Here is an 18,258-nt window from a genome sequence, read left to right on the forward strand (position 1 = left end):
GGCACTTCTCAGACTTGACACCCCCCCGCCTGATAGCCACCTAATGCTATCGGTGAGGGATCTCATGTGTTGAGATTCGTCGCTTTACGATGCGGAATATGTGGCTGCTGACGGCAATCTAATTCCGGATCACCAAGGCACCTTGTGGCGGTTGCGCAAGCAGGCGGACTGCGTGCAAGGGGGCAAAACAAAAGGATAAGGCCATGACGACCTCAAAACCCCGGCCAACGATCGTCCACGGCGAAAGCCACTCCTATCCGGTGCTGCCGCTCCGCGACATCGTCGTATTCCCGCACATGATCGTGCCTCTGTTCGTCGGCCGCGAGAAATCGATCCGCGCGCTCGAAGAGGTGATGAAGAACGACGCGCTGATCATGCTCGCGACGCAGAAGAACGCGTCCGATGACGATCCGGCGCCCGATTCAATTTACGAGACCGGTACGCTCGCCAGCGTGCTGCAGCTCCTGAAACTGCCCGACGGCACCGTGAAGGTGCTGGTCGAGGGCCTCGAGCGCGCGCGTGTCGAGAAGTATTCCGACCGCAGCGAGTATTACGAGGCGACCGCGGTCGCGCTCGCCGACACTGACGCCAACTCGGTCGAAGCCGAGGCCTTGGCGCGTTCGGTCGTGTCCGACTTCGAAAGCTATGTGAAGCTGAACAAGAAGATCTCCGCCGAAGTCGTCGGCGTGGTTCAGGCGATCACCGATTTCGCCAAGCTCGGCGACACCGTTGCTTCGCACCTCGCGGTCAAGATTGCCGATCGGCAAGCGATCCTGGAGACGTTGTCCGTCACGCAGCGCCTGGAGAAGGTGCTGGGGCTGATGGAGAGCGAGATCTCGGTGTTGCAGGTCGAGAAGCGCATCCGCTCGCGCGTCAAGCGCCAGATGGAGAAGACCCAGCGCGAGTATTACCTGAACGAGCAGATGAAGGCGATCCAGAAGGAGCTCGGCGACGACGAAGGTCGCGACGAGTTGGCCGATCTGGAGGAGAAGATCTCCAAGACCAAGCTGTCCAAGGAAGCGCGCGAGAAGGCCCAGCACGAGCTGAAGAAGCTGCGCCAGATGTCGCCGATGTCCGCGGAAGCGACCGTCGTGCGCAACTATCTGGATTGGCTGCTGTCGATCCCGTGGGGCAAGAAGTCCAAGGTCAAGAAGGACCTCGAGGCCGCGCAGGCGGTGCTGGACTCCGATCACTACGGGCTCGAGAAGGTCAAAGACCGCATCGTCGAGTATCTCGCGGTGCAGTCGCGCGCCAACAAGCTGACCGGACCGATCCTGTGCCTGGTCGGGCCTCCCGGCGTCGGCAAGACCTCGCTCGGCAAGTCGATCGCGAAGGCGACTGGCCGCGAGTTCGTGCGCGTGTCGCTCGGCGGCGTGCGTGACGAAGCCGAGATCCGCGGTCACCGCCGCACCTATATCGGCTCGATGCCTGGCAAGATCATCCAGTCGATGCGGAAGGCGAAGACCTCGAACCCGCTGTTCCTGCTGGACGAGATCGACAAGATGGGCGCCGATTTCCGCGGCGATCCGTCGTCGGCGCTGCTTGAGGTGCTGGACCCCGAGCAGAACTCGACCTTCAACGACCATTACCTGGAGGTCGACTACGACCTGTCCAACGTGATGTTCATCACGACCGCGAATACGCTGAATATTCCGGGGCCGTTGATGGACCGCATGGAGATCATCCGGATCGCCGGCTACACCGAGAACGAGAAGGTCGAGATCGCGCGCAAGCATCTGATCCCGAGCGCGCTCTCCAAGCACGGTCTGGACTCCAAGGAATGGTCGATCGACGACGCGGCCTTGCTCTTGATGATCCGCCGCTACACCCGCGAAGCGGGCGTGCGTAATCTGGAGCGTGAGCTCTCCACACTCGCCCGCAAGGCGGTGAAGGAGCTGATGATCTCCAAGAAGAAGTCGGTGAAGGTCACCGAGGCGAACATCGAGGAGTTCCTCGGCGTTCCGAAGTATCGCTTCGGCGAGATCGACGACGAGGATCAGGTCGGTATCGTCACCGGTCTGGCGTGGACCGATGTCGGCGGCGAGCTGTTGACCATTGAAGGCGTCATGATGCCCGGCAAGGGCAAGATGACCGTCACGGGCAATCTGCGCGACGTGATGAAGGAGTCGATCTCGGCGGCGGCGTCCTACGTCCGCTCGCGCGCGATCGTCTACGGCATCGAACCGCCGATGTTCGACCGCCGCGACATCCACGTTCACGTGCCGGAGGGCGCAACCCCGAAGGACGGTCCGTCCGCTGGCGTGGCGATGGCCACCGCGATCATCTCGGTCATGACCGGCATCCCGGTCCGCCACGATGTCGCGATGACCGGCGAGATCACGCTGCGTGGTCGCGTGCTGCCGATCGGCGGTCTGAAGGAGAAGCTGCTGGCTGCCGCGCGCGGTGGCATCAAGACGGTGCTGATCCCGGAGGACAACGCCAAGGATCTCACGGAGATTTCCGATGCGATCAAGGGCGGCATGGAGATCATTCCGGTCTCGCGGCTGGATGAGGTCGTTGCCAAGGCGCTGACCCGCGTGCCGGCGCCGATCGTCTGGGAAGAGGAGACCAGCAAGGTCGACGTCAAGCCCGACGCTTCGGATGAGGCGTCCGGTGGCCTGACGGCGCACTGAGCGAAACTCCGATCTGAAAAATCAAACGGCGCCTTCGGGCGCCGTTTTTGTTTTGGTCATCACGAGGAGCCGGGCAGGCGGCTACTCTTTCTTCTCGACGACGAAATTGCCGATCGCCCCGAGTGCCATCAGCACGCTGGTGCCGAGGAACACCGCGCGCATGCCGATATGGCCGCCGATGAATCCGCCGGCGAGCGGGCCGATCACCTGGCCGGCGTATTGCGCCGAGATCGAATAGCCCAGCATGCTGCCGGTGACCGCGTCGGGCACGTTGTGCCGGATCACGCTGGCGATGCAGGGCAACAGGCCGCCGAGCGCGAGCCCCATCAGGAAGCGGAGCAGGATCAGCTGCCAGCCGCTGACCACGAAGGCCTGCGGGATCAGCAGCAGCGCCGAGGCGGCCAGGCAGATGGTGATGATCCGCCAATGGCCGACGCGATCGGCGAGCTTCCCGAGATGCGACGACGATAGCAGGCTGCCGAACGCCGCTGCCGACATCACGAGGCCGGCGACGAACGTCACCTGCGGTGTCTCGACCAGTTGCGCGACATAGACCGTGATGATCGGCTCGATCGACATGTTGGCGATCATCAGCAGCAGGCCGGTGCCCCACATCGCGATGACGGGACGCTTGTCCGGAACCAGCGACCAGCTGCCGCGCGCCTTGGCGCCTTTCGCCGTCTTCGGGCGCGCCTCCTCGCGGATCAGGAAGGTGGTGCCGAGGAAGGTGATGAAGATGACGCCGCCAATCAGGAAGAAGGTCGCGCGGATGCTGATCAGGCCCGGCAGCACGCCGCCGATCAAGGGACCGACCAGGCTGCCGGCCATGATGCCAGCCGACAGCACGCCGATCGCCCAGCCGGAGCGCGCTTTTGGCGTCTGCGCCGCGACCAGCACGGTCGAACCCGAGGCGTAGCCGCCGAGCAGGCCGGTCAACAGTCGCAGGCCTACCAGCTCATAGACGTTGTGCGCCATGCCGATCAGCGACATGGCAACCGCCATGCCGAGGCTGGCGCGGATCAGCATCAGCTTGCGGCCATAGCGGTCCGCGAGCCGTCCCCACAGCGGCGCCGTCAACGCCGCGCTGAAGAAGGTCGCGCCGTAGGCCACGCCTGACCATTGCACGATCGCGGCATGGTCGGTCACGCCAAGCTGCTCGACATAAAGCGGCAGGAACGGCAGCAGCAGCGTCATCCCCACGATGGTGGTGAAGGATCCGAACAGGCAGACAATGAGGTTGCGCTTCCAAGGGCCGGCGTCGAGGGTCGCTTCGCGATCGATCTCCATGTTCATGTCAGCGCAGCCCGATCACGGCGAAGCCGCGCGCCCGCAGGCCGCGACGGTCTTCGTTGAGCGAACGGAGCAGGCGATCGCGGGTGTCCGTAATGTGGTCCGCGGCCTCGCGCGCAGCCGAATCCGGATCGTTGGCCTTGATGAAGCCGAGAATGCGCCGGTGCTCGCGCCAGGCCTGCTCGCGCGAGGGTTCGGTCCATACTTCGAGCCAGCGCGCCCGCGACAGCCGCGTCATGGCGCCCGCGATCGCCTTGACGATGAAGGGGTTGCCGGAGAGGCGTGCGATCTCGACATGGAAATCGGTGCCGACACGGTGCCATTCCTCACGCGGTGCGCCGGACTGGCAGGCGTCCAGCATCTCCTCGACGCCGGCGATGTCGGCCGCACTTGCCCGCGCGCAGGCAAGACGGACGGCCGTCGTCTCCAGTGGGATCCTGAACTCCGCCAACGCCTCCAGCTCTCCGAGGTCGATCGGTGCGACGATCCAGTTGCGGCCGTCGCGGCGGACCAGCTCTTCGCCTTCGAGCCGCACCAGCGCGGCGCGGATGGGCGTGCGTGATCCCTCGAACCTGCTTTCGAGCCAGCGCTCCGTCAGCCGCTCGCCGGGGCCGAGGTCGAGCGAGAGGATCATCTCCCGGAGCTGGTCGTGGATCTGGAGCATCTGTGACATGGCGGTCCGCCGGCGTGGGAGTAGAGTTTGGAGACCCGGTCGACGTATCCCGAATTGGTATCCCAAACAATCCCGTTTTGGGATACCAGTACTGTCCCAACGGGCCACCCGACCGTGTTCCAGATGCCTTGCGGGCCGCATCCCCGGGAACGACCTCTTGGCTACCGCCTTTGTTGCACGACGCCGAATTGGGAGAACGCAATGCAGATCGACGGGCAATGCCACTGCAGGGCCGTGACCTATCAGGCGGAGATCGATCCCGAACGGGTGTCGATCTGCCATTGCACGGACTGCCAGTCGCTGACCGGCTCGCCGTATCGCGTCACTGTGATCTGCGCCGCCGAGCAGGTCCGGCTGACCGGAGGCGCGCCGAAGATCTACGGCAGGCGGGGCGATAACGGCCGGATCCGCTTCCAGCACTTTTGTGGCGATTGCGGTTCCCCGTTGTTCACCAGCGGCGAGGATGGTGGTCCGGATGATTGGGGCATCCGCTGGGGCAGCATTCGACAGCGCGGCGAATTGACCCCGCGACGCCAGGTCTGGTGCCGCTCCGCCGCGCCCTGGATCAATGATCTCAAGGAATTGCCGGCGCGACCCAAGGATTGAAGCACAAGGATTGAAGCCTATCGATTGAGGCTTTGCGGCCATGGCGACCTTGCGCCCGAGGGGCGGGCGAGGCTAAAGAGGCGCGCAGGTAAGGGCGGCTAGCTCAGCTGGTTAGAGCATCTCGTTTACACCGAGAGGGTCGGGAGTTCGAATCTCTCGCCGCCTACCAGCCTTCGCTCCTCACGGGCTACGGCTGGGCAAGCCAGCCTTTGCGGATCAACTTATCCGCTTGTTCGGTCCGCAGGGCGAAGGCAGTCTTGCCGAAGTTCGAAGAGCGAAGGCGGACCGGCTGCCTGGACGCGCGGGCGTGCTTCCCCCGATGGGATCCGGCGCTATGGTTGCAGCATTCTGATTGTCGAGATCGGCCACTTCCCGATGTGCCCTCTGATCGAGATGCGCAACCCATGCGACTCGTCCAGAGATACGCCCTCGACGGTCCCTGCCGTCCCATCGGTGAGAACCGCAGCCCTTCCGACAAGTTCGGCCTCCACTTGCACATGCTCGCGCAGGATGACGGTGGCGCGGTGTTTCACGAGCTGTAAAGCGGCCGCTGGTTGGTGGGCCCGACGTAGTGAGGCCATGGCTCGGCCCTCCGTGAGCGCGCGGAGAGGGCGCGATCCCGGCCGTGGGGTAGTCTATGGGGTGGCCGGGACCGCGCTTGCTCCGCGCTGGTGTGCCAAATGTCGTTCGATAGCCGAGGGTGCGAAAGGTGCCGAAAGTCACGCTTTGTTGCGGGCCGGGATCTGATCTTGTTGGCGGGATGCCGCTCAGGTTTGGCGCTGACGCCGCTGCGATGCTATTCTCTGCGTCTAACCGGGAACTTGATGCATGCGCAAACTCGCCGCGATTTTTCTTCTCACCATGATTGCCGGACCGGCATGGGCGCAGCAGGACCATGTCCAGCGCTACCGCGAAGAGATCGAGAAGTCGCCGGCCGATGTGGCCAACGAGGCGCGGCAGCAGCGCGCCTACCAGCGCGCACTCAGCGGTGTGCCGGACCAGAAGCCGACCGACCCGTGGGGCATTGCGCGCAGCAATGACGGACAGGCCGCCCCGAAGGGGACTGCCGCGAAGACGCCTGCGCCGAAGAAGCAGGCCAAGCCCACCAGCGCTGCCGCCAAATAATCCCCGAGTGCGGACCAGGTCGATGAAGTATTACCTCTGCAAACTGACCGGGCCGCGTCCGACCTTTCCGCAGGACATGACGCCACAGGAAGCCGCAATCATGCAGGCGCATGTCGCCTATTGCGGCGAATTGCTGCAAGCCGGCAAGGCGCTCATCTTCGGGCCGGTGTCCGATCCCGCCGGCGTCTGGGGACTGGGCGTGCTGCAACTGGCTGACGATGCCGATCCGCAGGAGATCGTCGCCAACGATCCCGTCAGCAAGGCCAATGCCGGATTCACCTATCAGGTGATGCCGATGCTGCGCGCTGCAACGCGCGAGACTTGCTAGAATCTCTGGAATCTTCTCAACAAGGTTTGGATCGCATGAACGCAGGCCATCCGCAAAACGCCGATCAGATTGCATATTGGAACGGGCCGGGCGGTCAGCGCTGGGCCTCCAGGCAGGCTGCGCAGGATATCGTGCTGCAGCCGGTGCTCGACCTCTTGATCGATCGCGCCGCGCCGAGGGCCGGTGAGCGCATCGTCGATGTCGGCTGCGGCAGCGGCGCCTCGACCTTCGCGCTGGCGGCAAAGGTTGCGCCTGATGGCTGCGTGCTTGGCGTCGACGTCTCGGAGCCGATGCTGACGCGGGCGCGGCAGAGCGCGCCGCAGGGATTGCCGGTCGAATTCACGCTTGCCGATGCGACCGTCCATCCGTTCGCCGGCGAGAGCTTTGATCTCCTGGCCTCACGCTTCGGCGTGATGTTCTTTGCCGATCCGGTGGCCTCGTTCACCAATTTGCACAGAGCGTTGCGGAAGAGCGGACGGCTCGCCTTCGCGTGCTGGCAGGAGCCGCGCGAGAATCCGTTTTTCATGGCGCCGTTGCAGGCCGTCTACAAGCACGTGCCGAAGTTGCCGCAGCTTGGTCCCGAAGACCCCGGTCCGTTCTCATTCGCGTCCGAAGCGCGCGTGAACCGGATCCTCGGCGAAGCGGGGTTTACCAGTATCGCGATGGAGTCCTGCCGGCTTGAGTTCGACGTCGCGATCGGGCGCGGAATCGACGCCGCTGTCCAGAGCGCGCTCGAGATCGGGCCCGCCAGCCGCGCACTGGAAGGACAACCGGATGACCTACGGGCCGCCGCCGTCACCTCGATCCGCGAGGCGTTGACGCCGTTCGCGAAGGGCAATTCCGTGCCGCTGCCGGGCGCGATCTGGATCGTGACGGCGCGGGCCTGATCAGGCTTTCTCTTCCCAGATCATCGCCAGGTGCACGATGGTCTGCACGGCCTTCTCCATGTCCTGGCGGCTCACCCATTCGAGTCGCGAATGGAAGGCGTGCTCGCCGGCGAAGATGTTCGGGCAGGGCAGTCCCATGAACGACAGCCGCGAGCCATCCGTGCCGCCGCGGATCGAGGTCTTCACCGGCGTGAGCCCGGCGCGCTCGATCGCCTCGATCGCATAGGCGACGATCTGGGGGTGGCGATCGATCACCTCTTTCATGTTGCGGTATTGCTGCTTGACCTCCATGCGGTAGGTCGAGCGCGGATATCCCTTCATGACGTCCTGCACGATCTTCTCGAGCAGCGATTCCTTCTGTTTCAGGCCGGCTTCAGTGAAATCGCGCACGATGAAGTCGATCCGCGCATTCTCCAGCGCGCCAGAGATCGCGACCGGATGCAGAAAGCCTTCCTTGCCTTCGGTGGTCTCGGGCGAACAGGTGTCCTTGGGCAGGCGATCGACGATGGCGGCCGCGATCTTGATCGCGTGCTCCATCTTGCCCTTGGCGAAGCCCGGATGGGTCGCGACGCCCTCGATGATGATGCTGGCGCCGTCGGCGGAGAAGGTCTCGTCCTCGATATGGCCCGCGGTCTCGCCGTCCATGGTGTAGCCGAAATCGGCCCCGAGCTTCTTGATGTCGACCTTGTCGACGCCGCGGCCGATCTCCTCGTCCGGCGTGAACAGGATCTTGATGGTGCCGTGCTTCACCTGCGGGTTGGTGACCAGGAAATGCGCGGCGTCCATGATCTCGGCGAGGCCGGCCTTGTTGTCGGCGCCGAGCAGGGTGGTGCCATCGGTTGTGATGACGTCGTTGCCGATCTGGTCGGCCAGCGCTTCGTGCTCGGCGGCGCGGATCACCTGCGAGGCATCGGCCGGGAGCACGATGTCGCCGCCGCGATAATTCTCCACGACCTGCGGCTTGACGTTCTTGCCGGTGCAGTCGGGTGAGGTGTCCATGTGCGAGCAGAAGCAGATCACCGGCACCGTCTTGTCGGTGTTGGCCGGGATCGTCGCATAGACATATCCGTGTGGATCAAGATGCGCATCCGATATGCCCATCGCCTGTAGCTCGGCGACCAGCAAGCGGCCGAGATTCTTCTGCTTCTCGGTGGAGGGGCAGGTCGGCGAATCCGGGTCGGACTGGGTGTCGATCACGACATAGCGCAGGAAGCGCTCGGTGACGGTGTGTTTGAAGTCGAGAGCCGGTGCCAGCATGAAGACCGCGCAAGGGTATGAGAACAGGAATAAGGCGCTCAGGCGGAGTTGGTTCGCGCAAGCAAAGCGCATCGAGAGACAACTCTACAACAGAAAAGCGCCACTCCGGGGCCGCGTCGCGAGCCGGAATGGCGCTTGGTATCAAGCAGGTTAAGAACCCTAGACGGCTTCCTTCAGCTCCTTGGCGGCGCGGAAGGCGACCTTCTTGCTCGCCTTGATGTGGATCTGCTCGCCGGTTGCCGGGTTGCGGCCCATGCGGGCGGCGCGCTTGCGGACCTGGAGGATGCCGAGGCCGACGATGCGGATCCGCTCGCCCTTCTTGAGGTGCTTGGTGATCCGGGTGACCATGTCGGTCAGGATCGCCTCGGCCTGCTTCTTGGACAGCTCCTGCTCTTCGGCGATGGCCGCCGCCAGGTGCTTCAGCGTGATCGTCGCCGGGGTCGCTGCTTTCTTCGCCATGTGTGGCCCTCCTCGTTGCTGAATGGCTGGATTGCTGCTTTCACGCGAATGGCGCGCCGTTCGCGTCGGGAAAATGCGTCCGGAAAAGTCCTGAAACCGCCGGTTCTGGGAACGGGCAGCGCCGGGCCCGGCCACAGGAAGCCCAGACGTATCAGGCCTTATTTGATTCGGGGCTTTGCTGACTACGCCGTTTCCCCTGAAAACAGCCGACAACTCGCGTCCACAGCGCAAAAGCGGCGGCACCGTGCAGGATCCGCAACGTGCTTGACTATCGGGATGCGGGCCTTTATGCCCTCGGTCCTGCGCGGATCAATCCGATGATCGGCATCCGCGGGAGTAGCTCAGTTGGTTAGAGCGCCGCCCTGTCACGGCGGAGGCCGCGGGTTCGAGTCCCGTCTCTCGCGCCAGTCTTATCAAGCACTTAGCCCAAGTTCCAGATTTTAGACGTCTTGTGCGCGGGGCCGTCTTGGCGCGCTTGAACGCCCTTCGTCCGGACTTCCGGGACGCAAAAACAACCGCGCTCCGATGCGCGCGATCTTTCAAACGATCTCGATAGCTGGTTCGCTCCCAGCAATCGCGTGATCCTCATTCACGCGCGCAATCCGACATTCCGCGACGCCCGACACGATCAGCCAGGTTTCCGGCTTGGCTCCTTCGCCGATCACGACCGTTGCGTCCTGATCCGGGAGTGCCTGGAGCACCTGGACGAGCTCGCGGACTTTCATCGACATGCTTCCTGGAGGCCGACCAACTGGCGCGCCTTTCACGCCAGCATGACATCGGCTGATGCGGTAGTGACTATCGCCACCCAGACCAGCGAGAAACGGACGTACGTCAGGTCTCGGTTCGAGCGCGCAGCGTAACGCGCGAGCCTGACGTCAACCTTACTCTCATGACGTCGCCCTCGCCGATAGTGGTCGCAGCCGGTTTGAGCAGGAACGACGTTCGCGGTTCCATCGTCTTGCGGAACTCACACGCTCTCGATGCGTCTTAAAGTTGCCGGAGTAAACGCAGACAGTTCAGGAAATTCAAGTGACGCGAGCGTAGGCCAAGGCTGATGAAGCGAACCTGACACGGAGGCGTGCTGATGAATTGGAGTTCGTGGCTGAACGAGTACTACAACGACGAACTGGAAAGAGCGGACGCGGCCTGCCGAAGGGGAGAGTCCGTCTACGACGCACTCAAATGGATCGACGATCCGTATCTGTGGAACGTGCTGCTCTGGAAGGAATATGATGGCTTCAAGGCCATCAAGGCCGCCATTCCGGATCCGCCCGACGCCGGGACCCAGAAAAACTGGAGCGGTCGTTCCGGGATGGAGCTCGGCGCCGCCGTCATCGAAACCTATCGCCTGTTGCACGACAAATTCAGGCGTCATCTGGATAAGCCGCTCGCTGAATGCGCGGTGCTGGACTATGGCTGCGGCTGGGGCAGTGTGCTCCGGTACTTCATGAAGGATGTGCCACTCCGCAATCTGCATGGCTGCGATCCGCACAAGGGCATCATCCAGGTTGCCCAACGCTCCAACCCGCACGCCGATATCGTGCTGTCGGACAGCCTGCCGAGACGCTTGCCGTTCAACCAGAAATTCGATGTCGCTTACGCGCTATCGATCTGGACGCACCTCTCGCCTGCCGCAAGCGACACATGCCTGGCCGCGGTCCACGATTCTCTGGAGCATCGCGGTCTCTTTCTTCTGACCATTCGACCGCCGGCATATGCGTTCTATGAGCCGATCTCGAAACTGCCCGGCTGGGATCAGCAAAAAATCGCCGAGACTGTGGCGCGGGACGGATTCTACTTCTATCCGCAAAGCTATCCGGTCGATGGCGAAATGACCTATGGCGAGACGATCATCAGCAAGCGCTACATCGAGACGCACTGGACCGACCGGTTTGATCTCGTCGATGTCGGCATGAATGGGATCTCACCGTATCAGAGCATCATCGTTCTCCGAAAGAAGTGAGGCCGCCACAGGATCGTATTGGCGTTGCTTGGTCGGGGCAGGGCCAAAAATCAGGCCGCGACACCGACGGCATCGATGGGGCGCGTTGACTGTTGCTGATGCTGCGAAGCTTCCGCCCGCTGTTCGGGCGTCAGCCACCACAGCAGGAACAGCAGCGCGATCCCGTTCGAGGCCAAGCTTGTCGTCAGCGGCACGTTCATGATGGCCTGAACGGCGATGCTTGACGACACCGCGATGAAGCGCGGCGGCAGGTGCCGCGAGACCATCGACCCCACCGACAGGATCAGGCCGCACACGAGTGCCGAAACCGGCGCGAGCGCAAGACCGACCGACGCGATGCCCTCGGTGGCGAGGAAGGAGGCGTTGAAATTGCCGTCCCGATAGATCGCCCCGAGCGCCGGGCCGAGCTCGCCATACGGGCAGGCGGTCACCTGTCGCAGGATCGAGATCTGGCAGAAGCGGGTCAGGTCGCGGTGCGCGAAGAAGTCGGCGTATTGATCGAGGGCCAGCGACGGGATTGCGAGGAAGCGCAGATTGATGGCGCTGAACACGACGTAGTCCTTGTCGGCGCCGAGCACGGCGAACGCCGTCAGCCCGATGATCATCGGAATGAGAAATGCGAGCACCGTGGCCAGCCGCGGGGTGAACCGGCCGAACAGCCAGAACAGAAACGGCAGCCAGATCGGCAGCAGCAGAACGGTCTTGTTGTTGACCACCGGATAGAAGCAAAGCGCGAACAGCAACACGCAGGCGGCCTGCATCCATTGCCTGCGCGATGCGAAATGCGCGAACAGATAGGGCAGCACCGCGCCGATCATGATTCCGGTGAGATAATTCAACAGCGCCGGCCGCGTGACGGCGTTGCGGGCTGCGCCGTAAGGATTGCCGAGATTGGCGCCGTACGAGATGTCGGCGACCAGCACGGCGAAGGACGACGCCAGCAGCAGCAGCGCAATGCGTTTGATCGCCGTTTCGGACAGGCCGGGCCGCCACACCGGCATACTCTGGAACATCAGGGGGATGATCGCGGCGGCCAGCGCGGCGATCATGGCCCAGCGGGCGATGGCATGTGGATAGTCGAACGCGCTGAAGAAGCTGAGCCAGACGAAGCCGAACACCGCTGAGAGCAGCGAGAAGCTCACCAGATAACCGAAACTGAATCGGCCGGCGACGAACGCCGGGACGAAGACGGCCATGATGGCGGTGCCGAGGATGGCCTCGGCAGTGACGCCGGAGCGCCAGACATGCATCGCCGGGAACGCGTGCCCGCAGGCGATCATCGAGGCGGTGCTGAGGACGAAGAACCCAGGGATCGTGACCCCGACAACCAGGTCTTCGCGCGTCAATTGCATTGGCCCGTCCGAATCGAAAGCTGACGGCAGCTAGCCAGTGGGCCCCGGACGATGCAAGTTAAGCAAAGTTAAGCGATGTCTCGGTCTGTGTTGTTCTGTTTCTGCTGGGCGATTTATCACCGCGGCGTCGTATTGAATTCACAAACGGCAACTCGCCGCCTTGATCAGGCAAAGAATGCGGCGACCGCGTTCAGGTCGGATTGTCCCGGGGCATCGCCACGCAAATTCGCGTCGATGATGCGGCGGCAGGCGTCAACCGTGTGGGTATCGCCCAATTCGTTGGCGGCCTCGAGGATCGACCAGACCGTATCCAGGGGAATCTCGCTCTGCATGGTCGCGTTCGGGTCTGACAGCATCGGCGGCGCCGGGGTTAGAATTCGAACAGGTCGCGGCCGCGCCGCGCCAGCGTGTGCAGGTCCGCCACCGTGCCGCGCACGGCGTTGCAGTGGCGGCATTCGATGATGGTGTCGCCGGACGCGTGCGCGGGATCGGCGACCTTGATCGCCAGGCTACCGCAATCTGTGCAGATGATCTTGAAGCCGGTCGAAATCACTTGCTGCTGCAAATTCATGTGGGCCTGCGCCTCTGTTGACGGCCACCTTACGGAACAATTTTTAAAACTGGGGTCGCGGAGCGGATTGCAATCGAACGACCGCATTAGGAGGCGGTTAAGACTTCGCTGCGACCGCGCATGCAACAACGAGGAGCGGATTGCGGCGCAGGATCGAGAACAAGCTCAGATAGAGCAGGTCGTCCTTGATCAGGGTGTCGTCGAGGTCGAGCACCAGCGACAGCGATCTCGCGTGCCCCGTATCGGTGGTCCTGCAATCGCCGTAGCCGAACCTGATGGCGAAGCCCACACCGCCTGATCGGAGCTCGAGACGATCAGGACCAACAAAAAAGCCGCCCGAAGGCGGCCGCTTTGTCTGCCGAAGCGTGAATACCGTCTTAGCGGACCGTCGAGGTGCCCGAGGAGGTGATTGCGACAGGCTTGCCGGCCTTGATGACCTGGTTGGTCTGGGCGGTCTGGGTGAAATCCGCGTTGTTCCGGGCCGATATGCCGAAAGCCGCAACCCCGATGGCCGCAACGAGAGCAACCACTACAATCTTGAGGTGGGTCGCACGATCGGCTGAATGGATCGAGTGGTTCATGGTCGCCTCCGGGCGTCTATGCGCCGTCTATGGCAGCTACTGGTAAGCCCCATCTGTTTCCGGATCGTTTCGTGAGTTCCCGGAAATGGTTTCGTGCCACGGGCGGATTGGTTTCACCGTGTCTTGCGTCACAGAAAGAGAGGGCTGAAACTGGCCATGGGCGCGGACCGCGCTTGGGAGAAAAACAATAATGAAAACAAAGAACATGACCCGCCGACGGATGCTGGGAACCGGCTCCGTGGCACTTGCCGCGACGATGTTTGGTAAGCCGTCTCTTGCCGCGGCTGAGTTCGACTTCAAGCTCGGTGTCAACACTCCGGAAACCCATCCGCTAACAATCCGTCTGGCCGAGGCGGCCAAGCTGGTCGGCAGGCAATCGTCCGGCCGGGTCAGCATCACGGTGTTCGCCAACAGCCAGCTCGGCGGCGATCCGGAGATGCTCTCCCAGGTCCGCGCCGGCGGTATCGAGCTATTGGCTGCACCCAGCATGACCCTGTCGACGCTGGTGCCCCTGTCGGGGCTGCCCAGCATCGGCTTTGCGTTCCAATCCTACGACCAGGTCTGGGCGGCGATGGATGGCGGCGTCGGCGACATCGTCCGCGATGCGATTGCCAGAACCGGCGTCGTGCCGCTGAAGAAGGTCTGGGACAACGGCTTCCGCCAGATCACCTCGTCGTCGAGTCGGCAGCTCAACAGCGTCGACGATCTCAAGGGTTTTAAAATTCGCGTGCCGGTAACGGCATTGCTGACGTCGCTGTTCTCAGGACTCGGCGCGCTGCCGTCGAGCATCTCCTACAGCGAACTCTATTCGGCGCTGCAGACCCACATCGTCGAAGGGCAGGAGAATCCGCTGGCGCAGGTCTCGACCGGAAAACTGTACGAGGTGCAGAAATACTGCGCGCTGCCGAACCATTGCTGGAGCGGCTACTGGATCCTCGGCAACCGCCGCGCGATGGCTGCCCTGCCACCCGATCTGCTCGAACTGATCAATGCGGCGTTCGACGCGGCGGCGGCGAAGGAGCGCGCCGATCTGGTCGAGATGGATCGCTCGTTGCAGGCCGAGCTGACCGAGAAGGGCATGACCTTCAACAAGCCCGATCCCGTGCAGTTCAGGGCAGCCTTGGTGAAAGCCGGTTTCTACACGCAGTGGCAGAAGACCTATGGCGCGGACGCCTGGGCTGCGCTGGAGAAGTACACCGGCAAGCTGACGTGACGGTGTGAGCGCGGCGATCTCGGGCGTCGCGCTCCACTTACCTCTCGCGGACGCGCACTCCGTTCGGGACGTTCAAATGATCCGGCTCGAGGCTTCCGGTCGACCTGTAAATCGACGGGTCATTTCGAACCCTCACGGGTGCGCCGCCAGCCGCGCAAATCCGTCGTCGCTCCAGTCGTCGCTGCCGACGCCGTGGCGCACGAAGAACAGGCCGGCCGGATCGTACTTCTGCTTGATCTCCAGAAGCCGCTGGTAGTTCGGGCCCCAATAGGCCTGCTGCCATTTCGGTTCGAAGAAGCTGCTTTCCGCAAGATAGGCGCCGCCGTCCGGCGCCACCTTTCTGAGTTCGCCGACCGCCTTCGCGATCCCTGCGGCATTCTTGCGCGCATCGGCCAGATCCGGCTCGTGGCCGCTGAGGCCGGAATAGGCCGGCGGGCCCTCGCTCGCGATGATGGCGAGCACGAAGGCGTCGATCACAGCGGGGTTCGTGGCGGTTTCCCTTGCGGAGGCGATCGCGGCGTCCGATCCGCCGGCCAGCCCTTTCTGTAAGTGCAACTCGACCGTCGCATGCTGGGCGGCCGCCAGCAGGGCTTCGACAAGCCGCGGACGCTCCACGCCGCTCAGCAGCGATGCGCCAAGCCAGAGCGATTCAAAACCGTGGATGAAGTGTCCGGCTTCGCTCAGATTGGCGGCCCAGAATACGTTCTCCGCCGGTGCGCCCGGACGACCATCGGAGAGGATCGCCTGCGGAGCGCGCTGCTTGATGTAGGCGACATCCCAGCGGCGCGCTGCCGGACCGGTGCGGATCGATGGCGGACGGGTGAAGGTGAATTCCCCCTCGGCCTCCGTGACGAAGCGAATGAAGGGCTGCCACAGTTCGTCGGCTTGCTGCCTGTCAAGGCCCAGGAACGACAGCTGGATGTCAAGCGTATGGCCCGGCTTGATGTTGACGATCTCGCCCCAGTGACGGTTGTGCAGGCGGTCGGCGTAGAGATCCACGAATGCGCTCACGAGGCGGCGGAATGACGCCTGAGACGCCGCTTTGATGGTCATGGAGGCGAAGCCGAAGATGTTCGGGCAGTGCGTGGGTGCGCAACGTCATGCGGGTGACGACGCCAAAGGTGCCGCCGCCGCCGCCGCGCAAGGCCCAGAACAGGTCCGGGTTGCTGCGCGCATTTGCGATCCGGACGACGCCGTCCGCGGTGACGATCTCGGCTTCCAGCAGGCTCGCTGCGGCGGTGCCGTAGTTCTTCGAGTAGCTGCCGAAGCCGCCGCCCTGCACCAGTCCCGCGACGCCGACGGTTCCGCAGCCGCCACCCTGGACATAGCGGCCACCTCGGGTCATCACCTCATTGTAGACATGCATCCAGATCGCGCCGGCGCCGATGGTGACGGCCGGCTGCGGCGGATCCAGGCAGCCTTGCGGGATGAAGCTGTCGTGCAGCGTGATGTCGCGCATCGCGCGGGTCCAGATCATCAGCGAGTCGGGTGCACTCGATGTGCCGAGATAAGAGTGGCCGCCGCCCCTGACGACCAGCCGAAGATTGTTGTCACGGGCGAAATTGACGGCGGCAACGACGTCACCTGTCTTGCGCGCCGCGACAGCGTAGGCACTTGGCTGGGACGCCCATGCATCGAGATAGCCCGTAGTCTGGGTCAGCGCCGGGTCGTCGCCGATGTAGTAGGGGTTCTTCAGCCCCTTGAACACGTCGCGGCACGCCGGACCTGAGGGGCTGTCCTGACACGCCGCCAGCGGCGACTTCACCGCCATGAGGTGGCCGTCGGTTTGCTCGTTCAGCCGGTTCCAGCTGGCGGCTGACGGCCATTGCGGGTCCGAGGGACGCGTTCGCCGAAACATTTGCGCGGAGTTGCTCGCACTCTGCGCCGCGGCAACCGGCCCCGGACCGATCCAGCGCGCCATCGGCGTCAGGGCGGCGCCGATGAGGAGTTCGCGACGATTCATCGGCCGGTCACCTGTCCGTGAGTGGAGCGGATTTCACGCCGTCCGGATGGCGCGCCATGCTGTCCTTGCGGGACGCCGCTCGCCTGCCTGTGATAAAGACCCGATGGCGTGACGGATCGCAATTGGGTCCCGGACCTGGCCGCCGGGGCAGGTGACCTGACGAGTTGCAGCATTTACTCCATCCCGACATGTCCACGACGCAGCCAGAGAATTCCATTGAACGCGGCATCGATCGGCGCGTCGAGCCGGGTTGGGATGAGCAAGCGGAATTCGGGGACGAAAATCGCAGCGATGTGACGGCGATCCGACCGGGCGGGGCGAGGCGCGGCTCGATGCTCGCCTATGGTTGGGTGGCGCTGCTGATCGTGGCCAGCGGCGTGGTCAACGTCTTCTCCTCGGTGAGCGAATTCAAACTCTCCGCTGGGTTCGCGCCATTGCGCATGCCTGTGCTGCTCGAGGTGACGAGCGCCATTGCCTGGATCCTGTTTCTGCCGCTGCTGCGAAGCGGCATCACCCAATTGCGTGTTGGTCGCAGCCGAGTGATGGCTGTCACACTGGCGGTGGCGGCGACGCTGCTTTACGCGTTCGCGCATCTCGTCACCATGGTCGGGTTGCGCAAGCTGCTGCTGGGCGACGGCTATGCCTTTCACTGGGCAACGGCGTTTCCGCATGAGCTGCAGAAGGACGTCGTCTCGTCGCTGATGGTGGCCGTGGTGATCTGGCTGATGGACCGCAAGGTGTTGGCGATGCCGGTAACACCGATGCCCGCAACACCAGCGCCGCCGGCCTCGGCGCTTGCACTGCCGCCGGCCGGGCCGTCCGACGACGCCGCCAATCCCAGCCTGTGGCTGCGGGACGGCGCCACGAGCTTTCGGGTCGATCCTCGCGATATCGTGGCCGTGACGTCTGCGGGCAACTATGTCGAGTTTGGCCTCCCCAACGGACGTCGCCTGATCCGCGGCACGCTCGCGCGGGAGGAGGGGCGGCTCAGGCCGTTCGGCGTTGTCCGCGTGCATCGGGCGAGGCTGGTGAACCTGGCGCGGGTCGTGGCAGTCGAGCATCGTCCGGCAGGCGACTTCGTCCTGCGGATGGACAATGGCGAGACAATCGCGGGCAGCAAGCGCTATCGGGATGTCGTGGCGAGCTTCACGGAAAATACCAACAGGTAGGTCCTAGGGGACCCCGCGCCGACGGCCCATCGGTCTGCCGCCGATGTGGCGGGACGAAGTGGGCCTCGCCTTGTGGCAAAGAAGGCACATCGTCGCGCTTTCGGTTCCATTTCTGTATTTTGTCATGCGGCAGGATGTCTCAGGGGATACAACCTCCCGCTGAGATTTTCAGTGGTCGCGCGATA

The 18,258-nt window shown here is 63.6% G+C and carries 21 protein-coding genes and 2 tRNA genes; 10 read left to right on the top strand and 13 right to left on the bottom strand.

What is annotated here, in order from left to right; translation table 11 throughout:
- The first annotated feature begins 203 nt into the window (after nucleotides 1-203).
- Nucleotides 204-2,633 carry an endopeptidase La gene (lon, locus tag Q0030_RS17335; RefSeq protein WP_038385055.1) on the top strand — a complete coding sequence of 810 codons (2,430 nt, stop codon included), beginning with the start codon at nucleotides 204-206 and terminating at the stop codon, nucleotides 2,631-2,633.
- A gap of 81 nt (nucleotides 2,634-2,714) precedes the next feature.
- On the opposite strand, the gene Q0030_RS17340 is transcribed toward lon, so the two are convergent.
- Complete coding sequence (locus Q0030_RS17340; RefSeq protein WP_298369320.1) at nucleotides 2,715-3,926, bottom strand: MFS transporter; 1,212 nt, start codon at nucleotides 3,924-3,926, stop codon at nucleotides 2,715-2,717.
- Between the two features lies 1 nt (nucleotide 3,927).
- Nucleotides 3,928-4,596: a GntR family transcriptional regulator gene (locus Q0030_RS17345; RefSeq protein WP_097673524.1), complete on the bottom strand. Its 669-nt coding sequence runs from the start codon at nucleotides 4,594-4,596 to the stop codon at nucleotides 3,928-3,930.
- 201 nt (nucleotides 4,597-4,797) lie between these two features.
- On the opposite strand from Q0030_RS17345, the gene Q0030_RS17350 reads away from it, so the two are divergent.
- Nucleotides 4,798-5,202 (top strand): GFA family protein, encoded by a 405-nt coding sequence (locus tag Q0030_RS17350; RefSeq protein ID WP_298369324.1) that lies wholly within the window; start codon nucleotides 4,798-4,800, stop codon nucleotides 5,200-5,202.
- Nucleotides 5,203-5,294: 92 nt separating this feature from the next.
- Nucleotides 5,295-5,371 (top strand) — tRNA-Val (locus tag Q0030_RS17355).
- A gap of 163 nt (nucleotides 5,372-5,534) precedes the next feature.
- Here the strand turns inward: Q0030_RS17355 and Q0030_RS17360 are convergent.
- Entirely contained in the window at nucleotides 5,535-5,783 is a 249-nt protein-coding gene (locus Q0030_RS17360) for a PRC-barrel domain containing protein (RefSeq protein WP_298369326.1), read from the bottom strand.
- 247 nt (nucleotides 5,784-6,030) lie between these two features.
- Between Q0030_RS17360 and Q0030_RS17365 the strand changes: the two genes are divergently transcribed.
- From Q0030_RS17365 to Q0030_RS17375, 3 genes are read left to right on the top strand one after another with little or no spacing between them, the layout of a single operon-like run.
- Nucleotides 6,031-6,327 carry a hypothetical protein gene (locus Q0030_RS17365; protein WP_298369329.1) on the top strand — a complete coding sequence of 99 codons (297 nt, stop codon included), beginning with the start codon at nucleotides 6,031-6,033 and terminating at the stop codon, nucleotides 6,325-6,327.
- Nucleotides 6,328-6,349: 22 nt separating this feature from the next.
- Nucleotides 6,350-6,655 (top strand): YciI family protein, encoded by a 306-nt coding sequence (locus Q0030_RS17370; protein WP_298369331.1) that lies wholly within the window; start codon nucleotides 6,350-6,352, stop codon nucleotides 6,653-6,655.
- Nucleotides 6,656-6,690: 35 nt separating this feature from the next.
- Nucleotides 6,691-7,542 carry a class I SAM-dependent methyltransferase gene (locus tag Q0030_RS17375; protein ID WP_298369334.1) on the top strand — a complete coding sequence of 284 codons (852 nt, stop codon included), beginning with the start codon at nucleotides 6,691-6,693 and terminating at the stop codon, nucleotides 7,540-7,542.
- Here Q0030_RS17375 and pepT read toward each other — a convergent pair whose 3' ends face one another.
- On the bottom strand, nucleotides 7,543-8,799 hold the full coding sequence (gene pepT / locus Q0030_RS17380) for a peptidase T (RefSeq protein WP_298369336.1): 1,257 nt from the start codon (nucleotides 8,797-8,799) through the stop codon (nucleotides 7,543-7,545).
- 159 nt (nucleotides 8,800-8,958) lie between these two features.
- Nucleotides 8,959-9,282, bottom strand: coding sequence for an HU family DNA-binding protein (locus tag Q0030_RS17385; RefSeq protein WP_224924859.1), 324 nt, complete (start codon nucleotides 9,280-9,282; stop codon nucleotides 8,959-8,961).
- Nucleotides 9,283-9,588: 306 nt separating this feature from the next.
- Here Q0030_RS17385 and Q0030_RS17390 point away from each other — a divergent pair.
- Nucleotides 9,589-9,665, top strand: a tRNA-Asp gene (locus tag Q0030_RS17390).
- 132 nt (nucleotides 9,666-9,797) lie between these two features.
- Here the strand turns inward: Q0030_RS17390 and Q0030_RS17395 are convergent.
- On the bottom strand, nucleotides 9,798-9,983 hold the full coding sequence (locus tag Q0030_RS17395; RefSeq protein ID WP_298369339.1) for a hypothetical protein: 186 nt from the start codon (nucleotides 9,981-9,983) through the stop codon (nucleotides 9,798-9,800).
- Nucleotides 9,984-10,345: 362 nt separating this feature from the next.
- On the opposite strand from Q0030_RS17395, the gene Q0030_RS17400 reads away from it, so the two are divergent.
- Nucleotides 10,346-11,224: a class I SAM-dependent methyltransferase gene (locus Q0030_RS17400; protein WP_298369341.1), complete on the top strand. Its 879-nt coding sequence runs from the start codon at nucleotides 10,346-10,348 to the stop codon at nucleotides 11,222-11,224.
- A 50-nt stretch (nucleotides 11,225-11,274) separates the two neighbouring features.
- Here the strand turns inward: Q0030_RS17400 and Q0030_RS17405 are convergent, their stop codons facing one another.
- The 5 genes from Q0030_RS17405 to Q0030_RS17425 all read right to left on the bottom strand — a co-directional run bounded on the left by Q0030_RS17405 (nucleotide 11,275) and on the right by Q0030_RS17425 (nucleotide 13,728).
- Complete coding sequence (locus tag Q0030_RS17405; RefSeq protein WP_298369344.1) at nucleotides 11,275-12,576, bottom strand: hypothetical protein; 1,302 nt, start codon at nucleotides 12,574-12,576, stop codon at nucleotides 11,275-11,277.
- 164 nt (nucleotides 12,577-12,740) lie between these two features.
- Nucleotides 12,741-12,908: a hypothetical protein gene (locus Q0030_RS17410; protein ID WP_298369346.1), complete on the bottom strand. Its 168-nt coding sequence runs from the start codon at nucleotides 12,906-12,908 to the stop codon at nucleotides 12,741-12,743.
- A 38-nt stretch (nucleotides 12,909-12,946) separates the two neighbouring features.
- Nucleotides 12,947-13,147, bottom strand: coding sequence for a hypothetical protein (locus tag Q0030_RS17415; protein ID WP_298369349.1), 201 nt, complete (start codon nucleotides 13,145-13,147; stop codon nucleotides 12,947-12,949).
- A 97-nt stretch (nucleotides 13,148-13,244) separates the two neighbouring features.
- On the bottom strand, nucleotides 13,245-13,436 hold the full coding sequence (locus Q0030_RS17420) for a hypothetical protein (protein WP_298369351.1): 192 nt from the start codon (nucleotides 13,434-13,436) through the stop codon (nucleotides 13,245-13,247).
- Between the two features lie 88 nt (nucleotides 13,437-13,524).
- Nucleotides 13,525-13,728: a hypothetical protein gene (locus Q0030_RS17425; protein WP_021079164.1), complete on the bottom strand. Its 204-nt coding sequence runs from the start codon at nucleotides 13,726-13,728 to the stop codon at nucleotides 13,525-13,527.
- Between the two features lie 190 nt (nucleotides 13,729-13,918).
- Here Q0030_RS17425 and Q0030_RS17430 point away from each other — a divergent pair, with 190 nt between their 5' ends.
- On the top strand, nucleotides 13,919-14,941 hold the full coding sequence (locus Q0030_RS17430; protein WP_298369353.1) for a TRAP transporter substrate-binding protein: 1,023 nt from the start codon (nucleotides 13,919-13,921) through the stop codon (nucleotides 14,939-14,941).
- A 132-nt stretch (nucleotides 14,942-15,073) separates the two neighbouring features.
- Here the strand turns inward: Q0030_RS17430 and Q0030_RS17435 are convergent, their stop codons facing one another.
- Nucleotides 15,074-15,940, bottom strand: coding sequence for a BBE domain-containing protein (locus tag Q0030_RS17435; protein WP_298369356.1), 867 nt, complete (start codon nucleotides 15,938-15,940; stop codon nucleotides 15,074-15,076).
- The gene (locus Q0030_RS17440; protein WP_298369359.1) at nucleotides 15,864-16,904 is read right to left on the bottom strand and encodes an FAD-dependent oxidoreductase; all 1,041 of its coding nucleotides are present in this window, start codon (nucleotides 16,902-16,904) and stop codon (nucleotides 15,864-15,866) included. Before Q0030_RS17440 ends, Q0030_RS17435 begins: the two co-directional genes overlap by 77 nt.
- A gap of 188 nt (nucleotides 16,905-17,092) precedes the next feature.
- Here Q0030_RS17440 and Q0030_RS17445 point away from each other — a divergent pair, with 188 nt between their 5' ends.
- Nucleotides 17,093-18,073, top strand: coding sequence for a LytTR family DNA-binding domain-containing protein (locus tag Q0030_RS17445; protein ID WP_298369362.1), 981 nt, complete (start codon nucleotides 17,093-17,095; stop codon nucleotides 18,071-18,073).
- Nucleotides 18,074-18,258 lie beyond the last annotated feature (185 nt).

Origin of the sequence: uncultured Bradyrhizobium sp. (assembly GCF_947648125.1) — a bacterium.
Lineage (GTDB): Bacteria > Pseudomonadota > Alphaproteobacteria > Rhizobiales > Xanthobacteraceae > Bradyrhizobium.